Annotated in this window: 14 protein-coding genes; 7 read left to right on the top strand and 7 right to left on the bottom strand. The window is 44.2% G+C overall.

The features are described 5' to 3' along the window. Nucleotides 1–14: 14 nt before the first annotated feature. The 3 genes from BQ8014_RS01995 to BQ8014_RS01985 all read right to left on the bottom strand — a co-directional run bounded on the left by BQ8014_RS01995 (nt 15) and on the right by BQ8014_RS01985 (nt 3829). Nucleotides 15–1112 (bottom strand): efflux RND transporter periplasmic adaptor subunit, encoded by a 1098-nt coding sequence (locus BQ8014_RS01995; RefSeq protein WP_080905760.1) that lies wholly within the window; start codon nt 1110–1112, stop codon nt 15–17. Between the two features lie 256 nt (nt 1113–1368). After that, nucleotides 1369–2265: a glutamate formimidoyltransferase gene (gene ftcD, locus BQ8014_RS01990; RefSeq protein WP_080902896.1), complete on the bottom strand. Its 897-nt coding sequence runs from the start codon at nt 2263–2265 to the stop codon at nt 1369–1371. Nucleotides 2266–2302: 37 nt separating this feature from the next. Continuing rightward, the gene (locus BQ8014_RS01985; protein WP_080902895.1) at nt 2303–3829 is read right to left on the bottom strand and encodes a DUF4301 family protein; all 1527 of its coding nucleotides are present in this window, start codon (nt 3827–3829) and stop codon (nt 2303–2305) included. 153 nt (nt 3830–3982) lie between these two features. On the opposite strand from BQ8014_RS01985, the gene BQ8014_RS01980 reads away from it, so the two are divergent. Beyond that, nucleotides 3983–6208 (top strand): RelA/SpoT family protein, encoded by a 2226-nt coding sequence (locus tag BQ8014_RS01980; RefSeq protein ID WP_080902894.1) that lies wholly within the window; start codon nt 3983–3985, stop codon nt 6206–6208. Nucleotides 6209–6437: 229 nt separating this feature from the next. On the opposite strand, the gene BQ8014_RS19475 is transcribed toward BQ8014_RS01980, so the two are convergent. Both BQ8014_RS19475 and BQ8014_RS01975 read right to left on the bottom strand, forming a co-directional pair. After that, nucleotides 6438–6575: a hypothetical protein gene (locus BQ8014_RS19475; RefSeq protein WP_200814330.1), complete on the bottom strand. Its 138-nt coding sequence runs from the start codon at nt 6573–6575 to the stop codon at nt 6438–6440. A 119-nt stretch (nt 6576–6694) separates the two neighbouring features. Next, nucleotides 6695–9328 carry a BamA/TamA family outer membrane protein gene (locus BQ8014_RS01975; protein ID WP_234997957.1) on the bottom strand — a complete coding sequence of 878 codons (2634 nt, stop codon included), beginning with the start codon at nt 9326–9328 and terminating at the stop codon, nt 6695–6697. A 298-nt stretch (nt 9329–9626) separates the two neighbouring features. Here BQ8014_RS01975 and BQ8014_RS01970 point away from each other — a divergent pair, with 298 nt between their 5' ends. The 5 genes from BQ8014_RS01970 (at nt 9627) to BQ8014_RS01950 (ending at nt 11914) form a co-directional block, all read left to right on the top strand. Continuing rightward, complete coding sequence (locus BQ8014_RS01970) at nt 9627–9887, top strand: GlsB/YeaQ/YmgE family stress response membrane protein (RefSeq protein ID WP_080902893.1); 261 nt, start codon at nt 9627–9629, stop codon at nt 9885–9887. Between the two features lie 42 nt (nt 9888–9929). After that, nucleotides 9930–10211, top strand: a complete 282-nt coding sequence (locus BQ8014_RS01965; RefSeq protein WP_080902892.1) for a hypothetical protein — start codon at nt 9930–9932, stop codon at nt 10209–10211. A gap of 74 nt (nt 10212–10285) precedes the next feature. After that, nucleotides 10286–10693: a hypothetical protein gene (locus BQ8014_RS01960; RefSeq protein ID WP_080902891.1), complete on the top strand. Its 408-nt coding sequence runs from the start codon at nt 10286–10288 to the stop codon at nt 10691–10693. 14 nt (nt 10694–10707) lie between these two features. Further along, the gene (locus BQ8014_RS01955; protein ID WP_080902890.1) at nt 10708–11688 is read left to right on the top strand and encodes an alpha/beta hydrolase; all 981 of its coding nucleotides are present in this window, start codon (nt 10708–10710) and stop codon (nt 11686–11688) included. A 16-nt stretch (nt 11689–11704) separates the two neighbouring features. Further along, on the top strand, nt 11705–11914 hold the full coding sequence (locus BQ8014_RS01950; RefSeq protein WP_080902889.1) for a hypothetical protein: 210 nt from the start codon (nt 11705–11707) through the stop codon (nt 11912–11914). Between the two features lie 45 nt (nt 11915–11959). Here the strand turns inward: BQ8014_RS01950 and BQ8014_RS01945 are convergent, their stop codons facing one another. After that, nucleotides 11960–13387, bottom strand: coding sequence for a CCA tRNA nucleotidyltransferase (locus BQ8014_RS01945; protein WP_080902888.1), 1428 nt, complete (start codon nt 13385–13387; stop codon nt 11960–11962). Between the two features lie 177 nt (nt 13388–13564). On the opposite strand from BQ8014_RS01945, the gene BQ8014_RS01940 reads away from it, so the two are divergent. Further along, nucleotides 13565–14416, top strand: a complete 852-nt coding sequence (locus BQ8014_RS01940; RefSeq protein WP_080902887.1) for a hypothetical protein — start codon at nt 13565–13567, stop codon at nt 14414–14416. 64 nt (nt 14417–14480) lie between these two features. Here the strand turns inward: BQ8014_RS01940 and BQ8014_RS01935 are convergent, their stop codons facing one another. After that, a complete protein-coding gene (locus BQ8014_RS01935; RefSeq protein ID WP_080905758.1) occupies nt 14481–16637 on the bottom strand; it encodes an elongation factor G in 2157 nt (718 codons plus the stop codon). Nucleotides 16638–16722: the final 85 nt, after the last annotated feature.

The following is a 16722-nucleotide window of genomic DNA, read 5'->3' as shown; positions in this document are numbered from 1 at the left end:
CGTTTTCTTTCCCTTTATTTCATATTCTCAATCGAGACAGGCATACCGGTACGCAATTGCATGACTCCCGACGTAATCAACGTATCACCCGGAGAAACTCCCTGAAGAACTTGTAGCCGGCTTTCGGTACGCAAACCGATGATAATTTCAACCGGCTGCGCCACTCCGTTTCGATAAAGATACACAATATCTTTTCCCATTTCCGGGATCAACGCTTCGCTCGGAATCGTAAGCGCATCCTTAATCTCGCGCTTCATAATTTCGATGGAGGCATAGCGACCGGGCAATATATGTTCTCCGGGATTCGGATAACGGGCGCGAACTTTCAGGCTGCGGGTACTTTCTTCGATAATACTTTCTACCGCATAGATTGTTGCCTTATATTCATTCATCAGTCCGCCGGAAGTCAACATCCGGAAAATAATGGACGTTCCTTCTTTCACTTCGGAAGCATAACTTTCGGGAACGGAAAACTCTATTTTCAGCGGGGATATTTTGGTCAGCTTGGCAATCACAGTCGTGGGGGAGGTATAAGCTCCTTCACTAACAAAACGCAATCCGATGACGCCATCGAAAGGAGCACGTAATTCGGTCTGGGCTATATTGGCTTTCACCAAATCAATATCGGCCATCAGTTTCTCATATTCGGTACTGACCTGTTCGAAGGCCTCCTGGCTGACCGCATCCCTCTCCAAAAGAGTGCGCTGGCGGAACATCCGGTCTTTTGCCAACGGAAGTTGAGCTTCCAACTTCTTTAATTGGGCTTGCAGCGGAGCATCATTGATCTTTGCCAGCAATTCGCCTTTATGTACATGAGTGCCTTCCTTAAAATGAATTGCAACAATCTTGCCGGAAGCTTCGAATGAAAGATCAACCTCTTCGTCCGGAATCGTGCTGCCGGTGCTGATAATCTTGTCTGTTAATGTCTGATGCCTTAGTACTTCCGCATTGATATTCAAAGTTCTTTGATTCGTAGCCGCTTTGGAAGAAGGAGCGATGGTCAAGCCTTCTTGCTTCGCCTTCATCATTCTCCTCACATACGGATAAGCTATCATTCCGACAATCAGTAATAGAATCGCCCCTATTATAACCCATTTTGTTCGATGTGCCATCTTTTTTCTTGTATAAGATAAAACTAAGGTATTTTGGGCTGTTCGCAAACAGCATTCACGTTTAGATCAAAAATTTCCTAAAAGGTTTAACCGCCCTCTTCCTTAAAAAACGTAAAGACGCTCTATCCTTAAGGGAGGCAACAAAAACCTCATCCCGATAATCCTCCGTGCAAAAGCCTTCTTGAATGCAAGTTTTATGGTTAAAAACGAATGGGCGGCTATCCATGAAAATCGGACAGAGAATCGTATTGTTCGATTACTCCATCAGATGGGATTCGAGAACCTGGCGGACGGAAAAGTTTTCCAGCCCCAGATAGTAGGCAGCGGTATCCACCAAGGCTGCCAGTGGAAGCAGCCCGATGAGCTCTCCACCGATTACGCTAACTCCATAGCGTTTGGCCTCCAGGCGGACCAGTTCGTGAGCTTGGTAGAGGGAAGTCCGGGTGTAGTCAGTTAAGTTCATAGAGACCTGCACGATATGCCTTTCCTTCAATTCAACGCCCATCGCTTTGCAAAAGCGCAAGCCGCCTCCGATATAACGGACTTTCTTTGCGATCTGCTTCGCAATCTCCAGGCAGTCGGTATTCAGGTTTATATTGTAGGCGATCAGAGGCATCCTTGCGCCGATCACCGTAGCACCAGCCGTAGGATGCGGTATGTCCGGCCCGAAATCCGGCTTCCATTCCGGTTGTTTCATCTTTTCGGCCAGCCCTTCGAATTCGTTCCGGCGGACTTCGGCCAGGTTCTCGCGATGCGGAGCAGAAGCCGACTTTTCATAAAGGAACATCGGAATGCCGTAGCGTTCCGCCGCCTCTTGGGCAACGGTTTTCGATAAAGCGACAACTTCCTCCATTGTTGCATTTTTAATCGGGATGAAGGGGACGACGTCGGTCGCTCCCAAGCGAGGATGTTCCCCCCGGTGGCGAGTCAGGTCAATCAATCGGGCGGCCGTTCCGATCGCTTCAATGACGGCTTGCTTCAAGGGTTCCGGTTCGCCGACCACGGTTACTACCATGCGGTTATGGTCTCGGTCTGCACTATAGTCCAATAGTTTTACGCCTTCTTTCGCGCGAAAGGCCTGCACGATCCGGTCGATCTTTTCCGGATCGCATCCTTCGCTGAAGTTCGGTACGCATTCAATAATCTTATTCATCTTTCTTTTATTAATCCGTCCGACGGACAGCGGAAGGCTAAGATACTTGGTGTTCCGGGCGAAGCAGATCGTTCACCGCCTTTACCGGATTGAACGTCCCGATGGGGACTTCTACGAAAATCGTATTCCAATCGCTCATCGCCCCGTTCCAAAGCCCCGGAAGCTCCAGCGCTTTCAGTTCCCGGCCGTCTTTGCTTTTATGGGAAATAAAACCGGTATTCTTATCCACGAAGTCCGGCAAATGGTAGGAGTTACCCTCCGGGTCTTTCAAAGCGCAGACTAGATCCACCGGATTGAAGTGGGTACCTTGTTCAAACAAGGCTTTCTTTTCCGGATCGCGCATGTCAATCTGATTGCTTTCCAGTATTTGCAAGGAGACGGTTCCGTCCGGATTAACGGCAAAGAAAGGGCCGCCTCCCGGTTCACCTATATTCTTCACCATCCCGCAGACGCGGATCGGTCGGAGGAGTTTGCGCCGGATATAAAGGATCAATTCGGCATCCTCCAGCAATTTCGTCTCCGGATTCCGGATATTCAGTTCGTCCTGAAGGAAATGAATCATTTCTTCCACCTGCTTATGCGAATACTTTCCACTTTTTATCAGGCGCAGGTAGTCGAATATCTTTCGCTGTATGGCTATCAGGACACCGGCCAACACTTTTTTGTAAATCACGGTCGATCCCTTCAGATTGTCGGGAACCACATTATCTATGTTCTTTATGAATACCACATCGGCATCCAGTTCATTCAGGTTGCTGATCAAGGCGCCATGGCCTCCCGGGCGGAAGAACAGGTTTCCTTTGGCATCCCGGAAGGGATGGTTCTGCAGATCTACGGCAATCGTATCAGTACTGTTTTTTTGTGTACTGAAGGAAATGGAATAGACCACCGAAAACTTCTCTTCATAAAATTTCTGCTTTTTTTTCACCAATGCCTCGAAAAACTTGAGATGTTCCGGTGAAACGGTAAAATGAATGTAAACTTGTCCGGTTTCGTTCTTAGCGTACATGGCTCCCTCCGCCAGATGCTCTTCCATGGCTGTCCGCGGCCCCGTTTGGTAAGAGTGGAAAAGGAGCAGGCCTTTGGGTAACTGGCCGTAACCCAGTCCGTCTTCTTCCAATAAATTCCGTACGATATCCTTATAGCGTCCCTGCTCCATCAGGCTAAGAACATCGCTTTCTTCATTCTTGAGGCAAACTTCATTCAACGCCTTATAAAAGGCAAAACGGCTGATTCCTTCAAAAAAAGTTTTCTCAAACTCTGTTTCAGGAGCCTCTTTCTTTGAAGAAAGGAATTCAAACAGCCCCTTAAACATCCGGCTGGCGGCTCCGGAAGCCGGAACGAACTTTTCTATTTTCCGGCGCTGCGTCAGGTATTCATCCCATACTTGCAGATAAGCGGACTTGTCTTCATTGGATAAAACCCGTATTCCTTTTCCAGAAGAGGCGGACGATATAATTTCAAGAAAAGGGAATCCTTTCTCAAAACAGGACAACTGCTCTTTGATTTGTTCTTCTGAGATATTCTTCTCTTTCAAGAGATTCAGATCGCTTTCGGTTAGCATGATAATTTGTATTTAATTTACCTATAGATTCCAACGAATTTATTGAATGATAACTTTTTGTACAAATGTATAAAATACTGCAATAAATACGGCTTTATTCAGGGAAAAAAGATACTTTTACATTAGAATAATCTCAGTTATTATCCTATATCTATGAATACCGAAAGCGTAAAAGATTTTTTTACCCCGGAAGAGAAAAAGGTCTTTTTCTCCAAATACCGGCTTTTGCTCAGGCATCTATATTCCTGCTTGGAGCCTGAAGATATTCGTAAAATGCGGAAGTTGACGCAGCATATGGTTTCGCTGGATTTTTACGGACGGGACCGAAACGGCATCAACGGACTCCTGCGCAATATCGAAACGGCGTTGATCGCGACGGTCGATATCGGCCTGAAGAGGACTTCCGTCCTGGCTGTCCTCCTTTACCGCCCGGTCCTGAAAAAAGCGATTACCCTGGAAGATGTCGAAAAGACTTTCAATGAAGATGTGGCTTTAATTATCAGCCGGCTGTTGAAGACTTCCAGCTTGTATGCCCGCAATACGGCGATCGACTCGGAGAACTTTCCCCATCTGCTTTTCTCATTCGCAGAAGATGTCCGCGTGATATTGATCATGATTGCCGACCGCCTCTGTATGATGCGCCTGGGGAAACAGATAAAGGATGAAAAAGACCGGATACGCATGGCAACGGAGGTATCTTTTCTGTATGCTCCGCTGGCTCACCGCCTGGGGCTGTATCAAATCAAGAGCGAACTCGAAGACCTGACGCTGAAGTATACCGACCCGAAGCAATATAATTATATAAAGAAAAAACTGAACCAGACGAAACGCTCGCGGGATGCATATATCGCTCTCTTCATCGATCCGATTCGGAAGAAGCTGCAGGAGAGTGGCTTGACATTTGACATCAAGGGGCGTACAAAGTCTATCTATTCGATCAACAATAAGCTGAAAAAACAGAATATCGATTTCGAAAACATCTACGATCTCTTTGCGATCCGCATTGTGCTGGACGCTCCTCCGGAAAAGGAACGTTCGGAATGCTGGCAGGTCTATTCCATCGTTACGGATATGTACCAGCCGAATCCAAAACGAATGAAAGACTGGATATCGATCCCGAAAAGCAACGGGTACGAAAGCCTGCATATCACCGTCATGGGGCCTGAAAACCGTTGGGTGGAGGTGCAAATCCGGACGCAACGGATGGACGAGATTGCCGAACGGGGCCTGGCCGCCCATTGGAAATACAAGGGCATCCGGGAGGAACGCGGATTGGATGAATTCCTTAATGATGTCCGGGGTATGCTGGAAACACAAAGCTCCAATCCGATGGAGGTGATGAAGGAGTTTAAAATGGATCTCTATCAGGATGAAATCTATGTCTTCACACCGACCGGCGAACTGATCAAGTTGGCAAAAGGAGCGACCGTATTGGACTTCGCCTTTTGCATCCATTCGAAATTAGGCAGCAAATGTGTATCCGGAAAAGTAAACGGGAAGAATGTCCCCATTAAATATGTGCTGACGAACGGGGATACCGTGGAAGTCGTCACCTCTCCTACCCAGTCGCCAAAACAGGACTGGCTTTCGTTCGTCGTCACCTCCAAGGCCCGCTCCAAGATAAAGCAAGCGCTGCGGGAAGAGCTCGCAAAAACGGCCGAGTTTGCCAAAGAGACGCTCCAAAGGCGTTTCAAAAATCGGAAAATCGATTTTGAAGAACCCATCCTGATGCGCCTGATCAAAAAGAAGGGTTACCGTACCGTTACCGACTTCTATATGGAAATCGCAGAAGAAAGGCTGGATGTGAACCATGTGATCGATGAGTTTCTGGAACTGGAACGCAAGGAGAAAGAGATCAATGAACGCATCGAAATACGTAGCGCCGAACAGTTCATCGCCAAAACGGAAGCGGAAGAGATCACGTCGCAGCAGGATGTACTGGTGATTGACAAGAACCTGACCGGCATAGAATATAAGCTGGCCAAATGCTGTAATCCGATTTACGGGGACGAAGTATTCGGCTTTGTGTCTACCCAGGGCATCAAGATTCACCGGATGGACTGCCCCAATGCACAAAGCATGTTCAACCGCTTCAGCTACCGTATCATTCAGGCAAAATGGAGCGGCAAAGGCGAAAACGGATACAGTATCACGCTCCGCGTCGTCGGGCATGACGATATCGGTATCGTTACCAATATCACTTCGGTCATCAGCAAGGAGAACGGCGCTTCCCTCCGTTCCCTGAAGATTGATTCGACGGACGGGCTTTTCCAGGGAAATTTTACTGTTACCGTGAAAGACACCTCTGCATTGAACGTCCTGACCAAAAAGATCCGGACAGTGAGAGGCGTAAAGACCGTCGAGCGTCTGAATACCTGATATAGTCATGGAACAAGTAGAATTACAGAGATATTACGTGTTTATCTAATCAGTTTAAGAAGATAACAAGTATTACTCTATCATCTTTATAATACATGACAATACATGGACAGAAAAGAACAGTCAATATTGAAAATCTGTAAATTGTGCGATATTCAATTGTAAAAATGTAACACTCGAACACTCTGTAGAAATGTGGATTGAATAAAGAAGATCGAAAAAATCCTCCTTATTTGATCTTCAAATCATCTAATCCCTTTTTGTTTTTATCTGCCCGTTTACTGGCTTTCTCCGCCCGCTTTTCTTTCAAGTTCTTTTGAGGAGCTTTTTTATCCGCTCGGTCTTTTCCTCTATCTTCTTTTGACATAATTATTAAAAGTATGAATTAAACTCAAAGATGAGAATTAATGAATTAGATTGTATTACACAAAAAGCAAAATAAGTTACATCTTTTACTGATGTATTATAGTACGTACCCTAATTCCGTTAAAATCCCATTCCCAATTGCAACATAAAACGCTGATCGTCGTTGGATGCGAAGAATGATAGTTTACCGGTATATTCCCGGAACAATGTCAACCAGAATCCACCTCCATAGGAAGAATGCCATTTATTTGAATCTTCACCAGGATACCACACACGCCCATAATCAACCCCTGAGAACAAACCGTATTCGACCGGTGTGAAATTATTATTCAATTCACCCATATCCCATCTGAATTCGGAAAACTGATAAAACGATTGTTTGCCGATGAAACGATTATTACGGAAACCTCTTAATTCAGTAGTTGCGGATTGAAAGAAATCGTATTTATCAGAAAATAGCGCCTTGGCATTCACTTCTGTAGCAAAGGACAAATGACTTATTAAGTGAACGTTTACACTTAAATTAGCTTTTGCGTACGGAACAAAACGACTCATATCTCCTAAATTTAATGTTCCTCCGGTAGATAGGTCTACTTTGTATTTTGAGATGACATATCTTGTTTTCTTATCCAACACATACCGTGCGTTCAGGTCAACGAAGAATTTGGTATCAAAAATATCATCGTCGTCATTATATATTTGATTAATATAACGGTCTCTGCTTTTGGGATTATCTACTTTATCAATCTCGAACGAACCTGCGATATTAAATAATTGGTCTTGATCGATTTGATAATAAAATGCCGGTGTAACTGCATATTTTTCCAGATGCACCCTGTTAAATTTATTTTTCTCGTCTTTATTCCTTGTCGTTAAATTTCCATAACCAAAAAAGTTTGAGAAATAAGCGGGACTGCCTATAAATGCCGACAGATGGAAACTTCTTTTCCCATCGTAATCCGGAAAAATCCCCTGATAAGTAAAACCGTTGATATAATCAAAACCAAGTTGATGCCATTGGGTATAGGGAGCTCTTTTAAAGCCGTATATAGCATAAGCAATCGATGTTCCGAGATTAATACCCAAATCAGAGTCATAAAGTCCGATCGGAGTAACAGACAGTTTTTTATAGCTCAGTTTTTTATAATCATACTTCAATGCATTTTCTTCATTACTGGGATATACCATTTTTATAGACAATGAATCGGCCAATCTTTCTTTTTGAGATCGGGATTCATAAACCGTGATTTTCTCCTTATGGGCAAAATCATATTCATTTATCCCTTTTCCTCCAATCACCAATAGTTTTATCCGGTTGGTAGGACGGTTTCCCTCAAACAGATCATTCCCGTCTAAACCGTAAAGCCATATTTCCTTTGTATATTTAGAAGAATAGTGCCGATCAAAATACGGCCGGTCTGAATTTGAATTATAAATTTGCAGATGCAAATTGCCCGTCTCATCTTCACCGAATACAAATCTGTCATCATTATTCGTTCCTGTAATCACAGGTGTTTCCTGCAATGAGAGATAATACCGATGTGCGATATCTTCTATCTGGTTGCGGCGGTTGATTAATTTTCTTTTTATTTCTTGAATGCCTCCATCCTGAATCTCTTTAGGTAATGCCGAAAAGGCGCTGTTTATCAACTGATCTGTCAAATGAATCTTCAGATATCTGGCTTGCTCCAACCAGACATCCTCTCCACTCTTTTGAGTAAGAGCCACATCCAATGCATAGCCAAGCGTATTGAATTTCTTTACATTATCCAGTGTTTCATCATAATTCGTGATAAAGCCCAACCCTAACATACCCAACAATGGCTTAAATAAAAGTCCTTCTATTTTCGGATAAGCATGGTTCCGGTCAAGCACCATCGGTCTAAATATAACGGAGTCATTTTTCAATGAAGTAATCCAACCCCATGATTCGGGGATTTTATTCCAGTCGCCAATCAACATATCAAATAATCGTGTGCGGATGTAAAGTTGCTGATCGACATCATAAGTGTCTCCTTTATGTAATTCTTCAAGAAGTTTTTCCACATTAGCAAACACCTTTTCCTGTTCCGTGAAAGGTAAACGTGTAATTGTTACCAAATTTCCTCTAATATTGCTGCCGTCCGCAATCGTATCTGTCGCTTCACCTGTTGAAATATATGCAATATCATATCGGTTGGAAATCAAGTTAATATCTTTAGCCATACGATTGGAGGCAATGAACCCATACGGATGGACAATCGTAAATGCTTCCGTAATGAAATCGCCAATGTAAGTATCCTCTAAATCGTCGATATCATAAATACTTTTAAAGAAACTTGAGTTCAAGAAACTGGTAGACCCTCCAAGTGGACGCAGTAAATACAAACGTTCATTCTTATCCTTCAATACTAAGGTATGTAAATCCTTAAATTCTCTGAGAATCGATAATCCTCCATATAAAGAATTCAAACTAATTGCTTTTACACTTACCGGTTTATAATATAATGGTTCGTAATGCGTACCCCATAACCGATGATAGAGAGAACCATGTTCCTTTCTTTCTTGTCCGTATATCGGTTTCTTTACAATGTCACCTAACCGAATAGGAATGGAATCTTCTTCATTCTGCGCATTTAATGTCGTTACAGAGAAAATAGATATAATGACTAAAGCGCAAACTCTAATTTTTTTACATAAAATAATTCTATGATGAACTATTAAATAGTAAAAGGTAATTAATGATATATTTTTAGATATATTTAAAGGCTTCATCTTATCGTTTTTTATAAATTCTATTTGGGAGAAGTAATTAATAAATTATTAAAGACCCGATTTCCTTCCGCGATCGATGCAGTCTCCTTTTTTGATCCGGTAATCTAATTCTTATTCTTTTACTCATGCCGATATCTATTAACCAAACTACCAAAGGAAATAATTTATTTGTAATTTTTGTTATATATTTCTGATTATTATTTGCATAATTCACAGATAAATAAGTCATATATGATTATAGATTGTTTTTACTATAAGAGTTATAGATTTTTACTATTAGAATTTAAAAATAAAAAAAATGGGATTAAGTATTATTGGTTCAATCATTATTGGAATTCTCGCCGGTTTTATAGCCGGTCAGATTACAAAGGGACGGGGTTTCGGTTTAATCGTAAACCTGATAGTCGGTCTAATCGGAGCCGTATTGGGTAGATTTATCTTCAGTTTGCTGGATGTAGATTTCGGTGGAATTATAGGAGTTTTGATTGTGTCGGTTGTCGGTGCGGTTGTCTTCTTATGGATACTCTCTTTATTTAGCAGAAGAGGTAACCGAGTTTAACTAAACAAGTAAGCTATATAGCTTAAATATAAAAAATAAATCATGAAAAAGATTTTAAGTATACTGTTTATCTCCGGATTTGTACTGCTGTTACCTTCATGCAATACAAAGTCTGGTGCTGATAAAGATTTTAAAAATGCGAAAGAATCGGTAAATAAATCTGTTGATAAAGCCGCTGATAAAACAAAAGATGGTGTGGAAGATATGAAAGATTCATGGAATGACACAAAAGAAGCTGTTGACAAAAAAGCAGATACTATCAGAACCGACATCAAAAAAGATATCAAGGATATAAAGAAGGATGTTAAGAAGAAATTAGATTAATATCCGGACTATGTGAAAATGCCAACCAATCACGATAAACAAAATGGTTGGCTCATTTTATTAAAAAACATGATATGAACAAGTTACTATTTTGCAGCATAATGCTATTAACTACCATCGGTCTTACGTCTTGCGGAGACGATGATGACGACGCTCCGGCATTAGGAGCTAATGTACAGGTTACAGTAAAGAATATAATCGGCACTGTTCAACCTAATACGACAGTTTACCTATATAAAGATAAGGAAATAGACGAATCTACAAAAAGTTCCGATGCCGACAAACATGCTGTAACCGATGAGAATGGTGTTGCTACATTTAGCTTAAACTTTACCGAATTAAACATCTTTGAGTCTAAAACAACATTGTCTTTTGCCGTCTTTTATGAATTCGGAGGTGTTGAAATTATTGCACCGGGAAGTGAAAGCATGACGGTAAAAAGGAATGACGAGAAGACATTAGATCTTACAATTCCAATTTGAAAAATAAGAAGTATATGGAAAAGCAAGCAGGAACAGCACCGGATTATCTGGAAGACAAGCATTTGAGCGTCGGAATAAAAAAGTATTTAAAAGTATTGAATGCCGGCGGAGCTGTTGAAACATTGTCGAAAGAGGATGCACGTGATGTTCTTATAACGGTTCAGGCAGGAGTAAAAGTTGATTTATCAGGGATTGAAGAATCTGAAAAAATAATTACAGATAAAGATTACCCGGTGAAGTTAACCATTGTTCGTCCGATAGGAATAATAGAAAAACTGCCCGCTTTCATTTTCATACACGGAGGAGGATGGATACTGGGAGACTATATCACCCATAAACGGATGGTGCGCGATTTGGTAGTAGAATCGGGATATGCTGCAGTTTTTGTAAATTACAGTCCTTCGCCTGAAGCCAAATATCCACAGGCTATCAATGAAGTTTATGCCGCCACAAAATGGATTGCAAAACATGGAGACGAAATAAATATAGACGGCAAACGTTTAGCTTTGGTCGGTAATAGCGCTGGAGGCAATATGGCCATTGCTACCAGTTTATTAGCAAAGAAAAATAATGAATCACTTATTAAAGTCCAAATTTTATTATGGCCTGTGACAGATACCTATTTTGATACGGACTCGTATAAAATGTATGCCGAACAAAGATTCTTAACTACATCGATGATGCAATGGATGTTCGATCAGTATGCAAACGATCCGAAACAACGCAAAGAAATTTACTTTTCACCTCTTCTGGCTTCCATCGATGAATTGAAAGGATTGCCTCCAACGATTATATTAGTGGCCGAAAACGATATACTGAGAGATGAAGGGGAAGAGCTTGGGCGTAAGTTAGACGAAGCTGAAGTCGATGTTACGACTATCCGTTACAACGGCGTAATTCATGACTTTGGATTACTAAATGGATTAGCGGCTTTACCTCAAACACGTTCGATGTTCATATATTCAGCAGGAGCGTTAAAATATTATCTCAAATAAATTAATAAGAATAAACATGAAAAAAGCAATATTGATCTTAATGGTTGGCTCTCTAACAGGGTATTTAATTCGTAAAATGCAAGATGATGGACAGTTTGACTGTATTTGCGATAATGTCAACAATTTTTTCAGGAAATCAAAGAGAGATTTAAAGGATATAGCAGATACTACTAAGAATGAAGCAGGATATTTGAAAGATCGTGTGGAAGATAAAATTAGAGAATAAAATTCCAATAACTCCTTCCTTCCGAAAGGAAGGAGTACAGATAGGTTAAACCGGTTTTAATCCCAACCTGGCCGCCCGTTCAAACATAAATTGACGGGCGGCTTCGTATTCATTCGGAATGACGCCGTCGAGTATGGCTTCTTTGATGGCTTCTTTGATGACTCCGACCGGGCGGGAAGGTTGTAAGCCGAATGTCTTCATGATTTCCTCCCCGCTGACCGGAGGTTGGAAGTTGCGTATCCGGTCTTTTTCTTCGATCACGGCCAGTTTTTCGCGTACCAGACGGAAATTATTCAGGAAACGGCGCACTTTCTCCGGGTTCTTACTGGTAATATCGGCCTCGCAAAGCGTCATCAAGTCGTCTATATCATCTCCCGCGTCAAACAGCAGGCGGCGGACAGCCGAATCGGCCACTTCGTCATCGGCAAGGGCTATCGGACGCATGTGAAGCCGTACCATCTTCTGCACGTATTTCATTTTCTCGTTCATTGGCAGCTTCATCTTCCGGAAGATGCCCGGGATCATCCGCTCGCCTATAAAGTCATGGTTATGGAATGTCCAACCGAGCCGTTTTTCGAAACGCTTGACTGCAGGCTTACCGATATCATGGAGCAAGGCGCTCCAGCGCAGCCAAAGATTGTCGGAATTCTTGCTCAAACGATCCAGCACCATCAGCGTATGGGCAAAGTTGTCTTTGTGCCCGATTCCCTCTTTGGTCTCCGCTCCTCTGAGGGCGCAGAGTTCGGGAAAAATCAGCGGCAGTAACCCGCATTGATCCAGAAGTTCGAATCCTACGGAAGGTTTGGGGGAAAGTATGATCTTATCCAATTCGTCGATGACCCTCTCTTTCGAAACAATCTCTATACGGGAAACATTTCGTTCAATCGCTTCAAAGGTCTCCGGATCGATCGAAAAACCCAATTGGGAGGCAAACCGTACGGCCCGCATCATACGTAAAGGATCATCGCTGAAGGTAATATCGGGGTCGCAAGGCGTACGGATAATCAGGCGCTCCATATCCTCCAACCCGCCGAAAGGGTCGACTAATTCGCCATACCGCTCCCCGTTCAGGCAGAGGGCAAGCGCGTTGATCGTAAAATCCCTCCGGTTCTGGTCGTCTTCCAACGTCCCGTCTTCGACTACCGGCTTCCGGCTGTCATGGCTATAGGATTCCTTCCGGGCGCCGACAAACTCGATTTCAAAATCGCCGGACTTTACCTGTGCGGTTCCGAATGTCTTAAATACGGAAAGTCGGGCGCCGCGTCCCAGGCGGGAGGCGACTGCTTTTGCAAACTCGATTCCGCTACCTATGACAACGATATCGATATCTTTCGACGGGCGCCGTAGGAAAAGATCCCGTACATATCCTCCGATGACGTACGTCTCCGTCCCCAAATGCTCCGCTACTTCGGAAATCAGCCGAAACGGCCTCTTTTCCAGATGCTCCTTTATCTTATCCTCATCAATGTACATCCATGCTCTCTTTAATCCAGTGCAAAGATAGGTAAAATATTTACTTCAACCTGTTAGAACTCCTCTACGGGACGGATCCGGGAGGCGGAACGATTTGGTAAACAGAATAGAATATATTTGCGGCTTTTTTCCTAAGTTTGTCTCGTCAATCGTGCCAAAAAGAAAGAAAAAGATATTATGAAGCAATTATTGTATTATATCCTCCCCCTTGCCTTGCTATTGGCGGGCTGCGGGAATGGCGGAAAAGAAGCGAGGGCCAGACTGGAAAGAGCAAAAGCCATGTATGAAAACAACGAGTTGTATGCGGCTAAAAGCGAAATTGACTCGATCCGCACGCTCTATCCGAAGGAGATCGGTGTCCTGAAAGAGAGCCTCGCTCTGATGCGGCAGGTAGACCTCAAAGAGTGCCAGCGCAACATTGCCTTTTGCGATAGTATGCTTCCGATCAAGACGGAAGAGGCCGAGAAATTGAAAAATGGTTTTACCTTCGAAAAAGAAGAGCAATACGAAGAAATCGGCAATTATATCTGGAAGCAGCAGACCATTGAGCGGAATGTACAGCGCAGTTATGTCCGTTGCGGCGTGAACGAAAAGGGAGAAATGTATCTGGCCAGCGCATTCTACGGGAATAGCCCCCTGAACCATACGGGATTGCGGGTCAGCACTCCGGACGGTCTTTTCGCCGAAACAGCCGCCGTCCCTTATGACGGAGGACGGAATTATCGCTTCAAGGATATGGGAATGACCTCCGAAATCGTCACCTATAAAGGACCGGAATGTGAGGAAGCCGTCAAATTTATTTATGCCAATCAGAAGCAACGCATCAAAGCGGAATATATCGGCGGGAAAAAATTCTTTCTTTATATTGCCGAAGGCGATAAAAAAGCTATCGTCGCGACATTCGAGTTAGCTGCCGTCCTCAGCGACATCGAGTCGATGCACCAGGAGAAGGAGAAGGCGGCCAAAAAGATCGCTTACCTTACCCGGAAACTAGAGGGGAAAAGCACAGAGGACAAGCCGGAAAAGTAAAAAGGCGGAGGCTGCGACCGTACAACGGTGGCAGCCTCCTCATCTTTAATAAAAGTGTGTCTTATCAATCATCCTCCTGTGAGGCTTCATATTCTTTTAAGAGCTTCTCCTGAACATCCGCCGGAACCAATTCGTAGGAGGCGAACTTCATCGTGAAGGATGCGCGGCCGCCGGTCAGCGAACTGAGGGTAGTGGAATAGTTGCCCATTTCTTTCAACGGAACTTTCGCCTGCAGCTTCTCATAGCCCTTCTCACTGCTCATCCCCATGATCAGCGCACGGCGGCCTTGCAGATCACTCATCACGTCCCCCAGATAGTCGGCCGGAACAGATACCGTCACGTCATAGACCGGCTCCAGTATCTTCGGCCCGGCTTCCTTAAACGCATGGCTGAAGGCATTCCGCCCCGCCAGCATGAACGAGATTTCATTGCTGTCCACCGGGTGCATCTTTCCGTCATAAACGATGATGCGTACGTCCCGGGCATACGAGCCGGTCAACGGCCCCTGCTCCATACGCGCCATAATCCCCTTCAGGATAGCCGGAAGAAAGCGGGCGTCGATCGCACCGCCGACAATACTATTCACAAATACAAGTTTGCCGCCCCAATCCAGGTCATACGTCTGCGTATCCCGGGCGTTCACTTTGAATTCCTGTCCGCCGAAGCGGTAGGTATCCGGCATCGGCATGCCTTCGTAATAAGGTTCTATGATTAGATGCACTTCACCGAACTGCCCGGCGCCGCCAGATTGCTTCTTGTGCCGGTAATCCGCACGCGCAGCCTTGGTAATCGTCTCCCGGTAAGGAATCTTCGGCTCACTGTATGTGATTTCTATCTTATCATTGTTTTCAATACGCCATTTAAGAGTACGCAAATGAAACTCCCCCTGCCCCGAAACGATCGTTTGCTTCAGCTCTTTGGATTGTTCCACCAGCCAAGTCGGGTCTTCCTCATGCATCCGGGTCAGCACTTCGCTCAGCTTCTCCGCTTCGGATTCATTCACCGGCTTGATGGCACGGCGATATTTCGGTTCCGGATACTTAATGAAATCAAAACGGAAATCGCATCCCTTTTCATTCAGCGTATTTCCACGGCGTACGTCTTTCAGTTTGACCGTAGCGCCGATATCACCGGCTACCATTTCCGGCACCTGATGACGGATCTGCCCGTCAACGGAAAAGAGCTGCGAGATGCGCTCCTTCGAACTGCGGTCGGCGTTAATCAAATCGTCTCCCTCTTTCACTTTTCCAGAGAGAACTTTAAAATAAGAAACCTGTCCGATATGAGGTTCCAACGTCGTCTTAAAAAAGAACAGGCTGGTCGGGCCTTCCGGATCCGGATCGACTTCCACGCCGTCAACCGTCACCAGCCGGGGCATCTTGTCGGTACATGGCACTACATTGCCGAGGAATTCCAGCGTCCGCCGGACACACATATCCTTGCCTGAGCTGACACAGAAGACCGGGAACATTCCGCGCGTAACCAATCCTGCCCGGATCCCGGCGCGCATTTCGTCTTCCGTCAGAGATCCCTCCTCAAAGAATTTCTCCAACAAGACATCGTCATGCTCCGCAGCGGCTTCGACCAAGGCTTTATGCAACTCCATCGCCTTACCCATCTCTTCAGCCGGAATATCCAATACATCCGGGACGCCTCCCTCCGGCTTCCACTGATAAAGTTTCATCTTCAGCACATCGACTACGGCGTTAAAGGAAGGTCCGCAGACAAGTGGATATTGGATCTGCACGATCTTGCTTCCATACGTATCCTTCAACTGCGCCACCGTATTATCATAATCCGCCTTTTCATGATCCAACTGATTCACTACAAAGATCACAGGTTTATGGAAATCTTCCGTATAACGGAATTGGTTGATCGTACCGACCTCCACCCCATATTGGGCATTCAGCACCATCAATGCCGTATCGGTCACATTCAGCGCTGAGACAGCGCCCCCGATAAAGTCATCCGAGCCGGGACAATCGATAAAATTCAACTTTAGATCATTCCATTCCACACTAAAAACGGTTGAGAAAACAGAGTATCCGTACTCTTTCTCAACCGGGAAAAAGTCGCAAACCGTATTTCCTGCGTCCACACTGCCGCGACGTTTTATAACCCCACCCTCGTAAAGCATTGCTTCAGCGAGAGTGGTTTTCCCCGAGCCGGAACTTCCCAAGATGGAAATGTTCTTGATTTCATTTGTTTGATATACTTTCATGATACTGCGAATAAGTTTAACAATAAGTTTGATCTCTAAAATTTCCACATCCCGCAAAATATGAATTGTTAACGGAATAATCAAT

Origin of the sequence: Parabacteroides sp. Marseille-P3160 (assembly GCF_900162725.1) — a bacterium.
Classification (GTDB): Bacteria; Bacteroidota; Bacteroidia; order Bacteroidales; family Tannerellaceae; genus Marseille-P3160.
The sequence above is the reverse complement of the archived record's forward strand: the minus strand, read 5'-3'. Positions and strand labels throughout refer to the sequence as shown.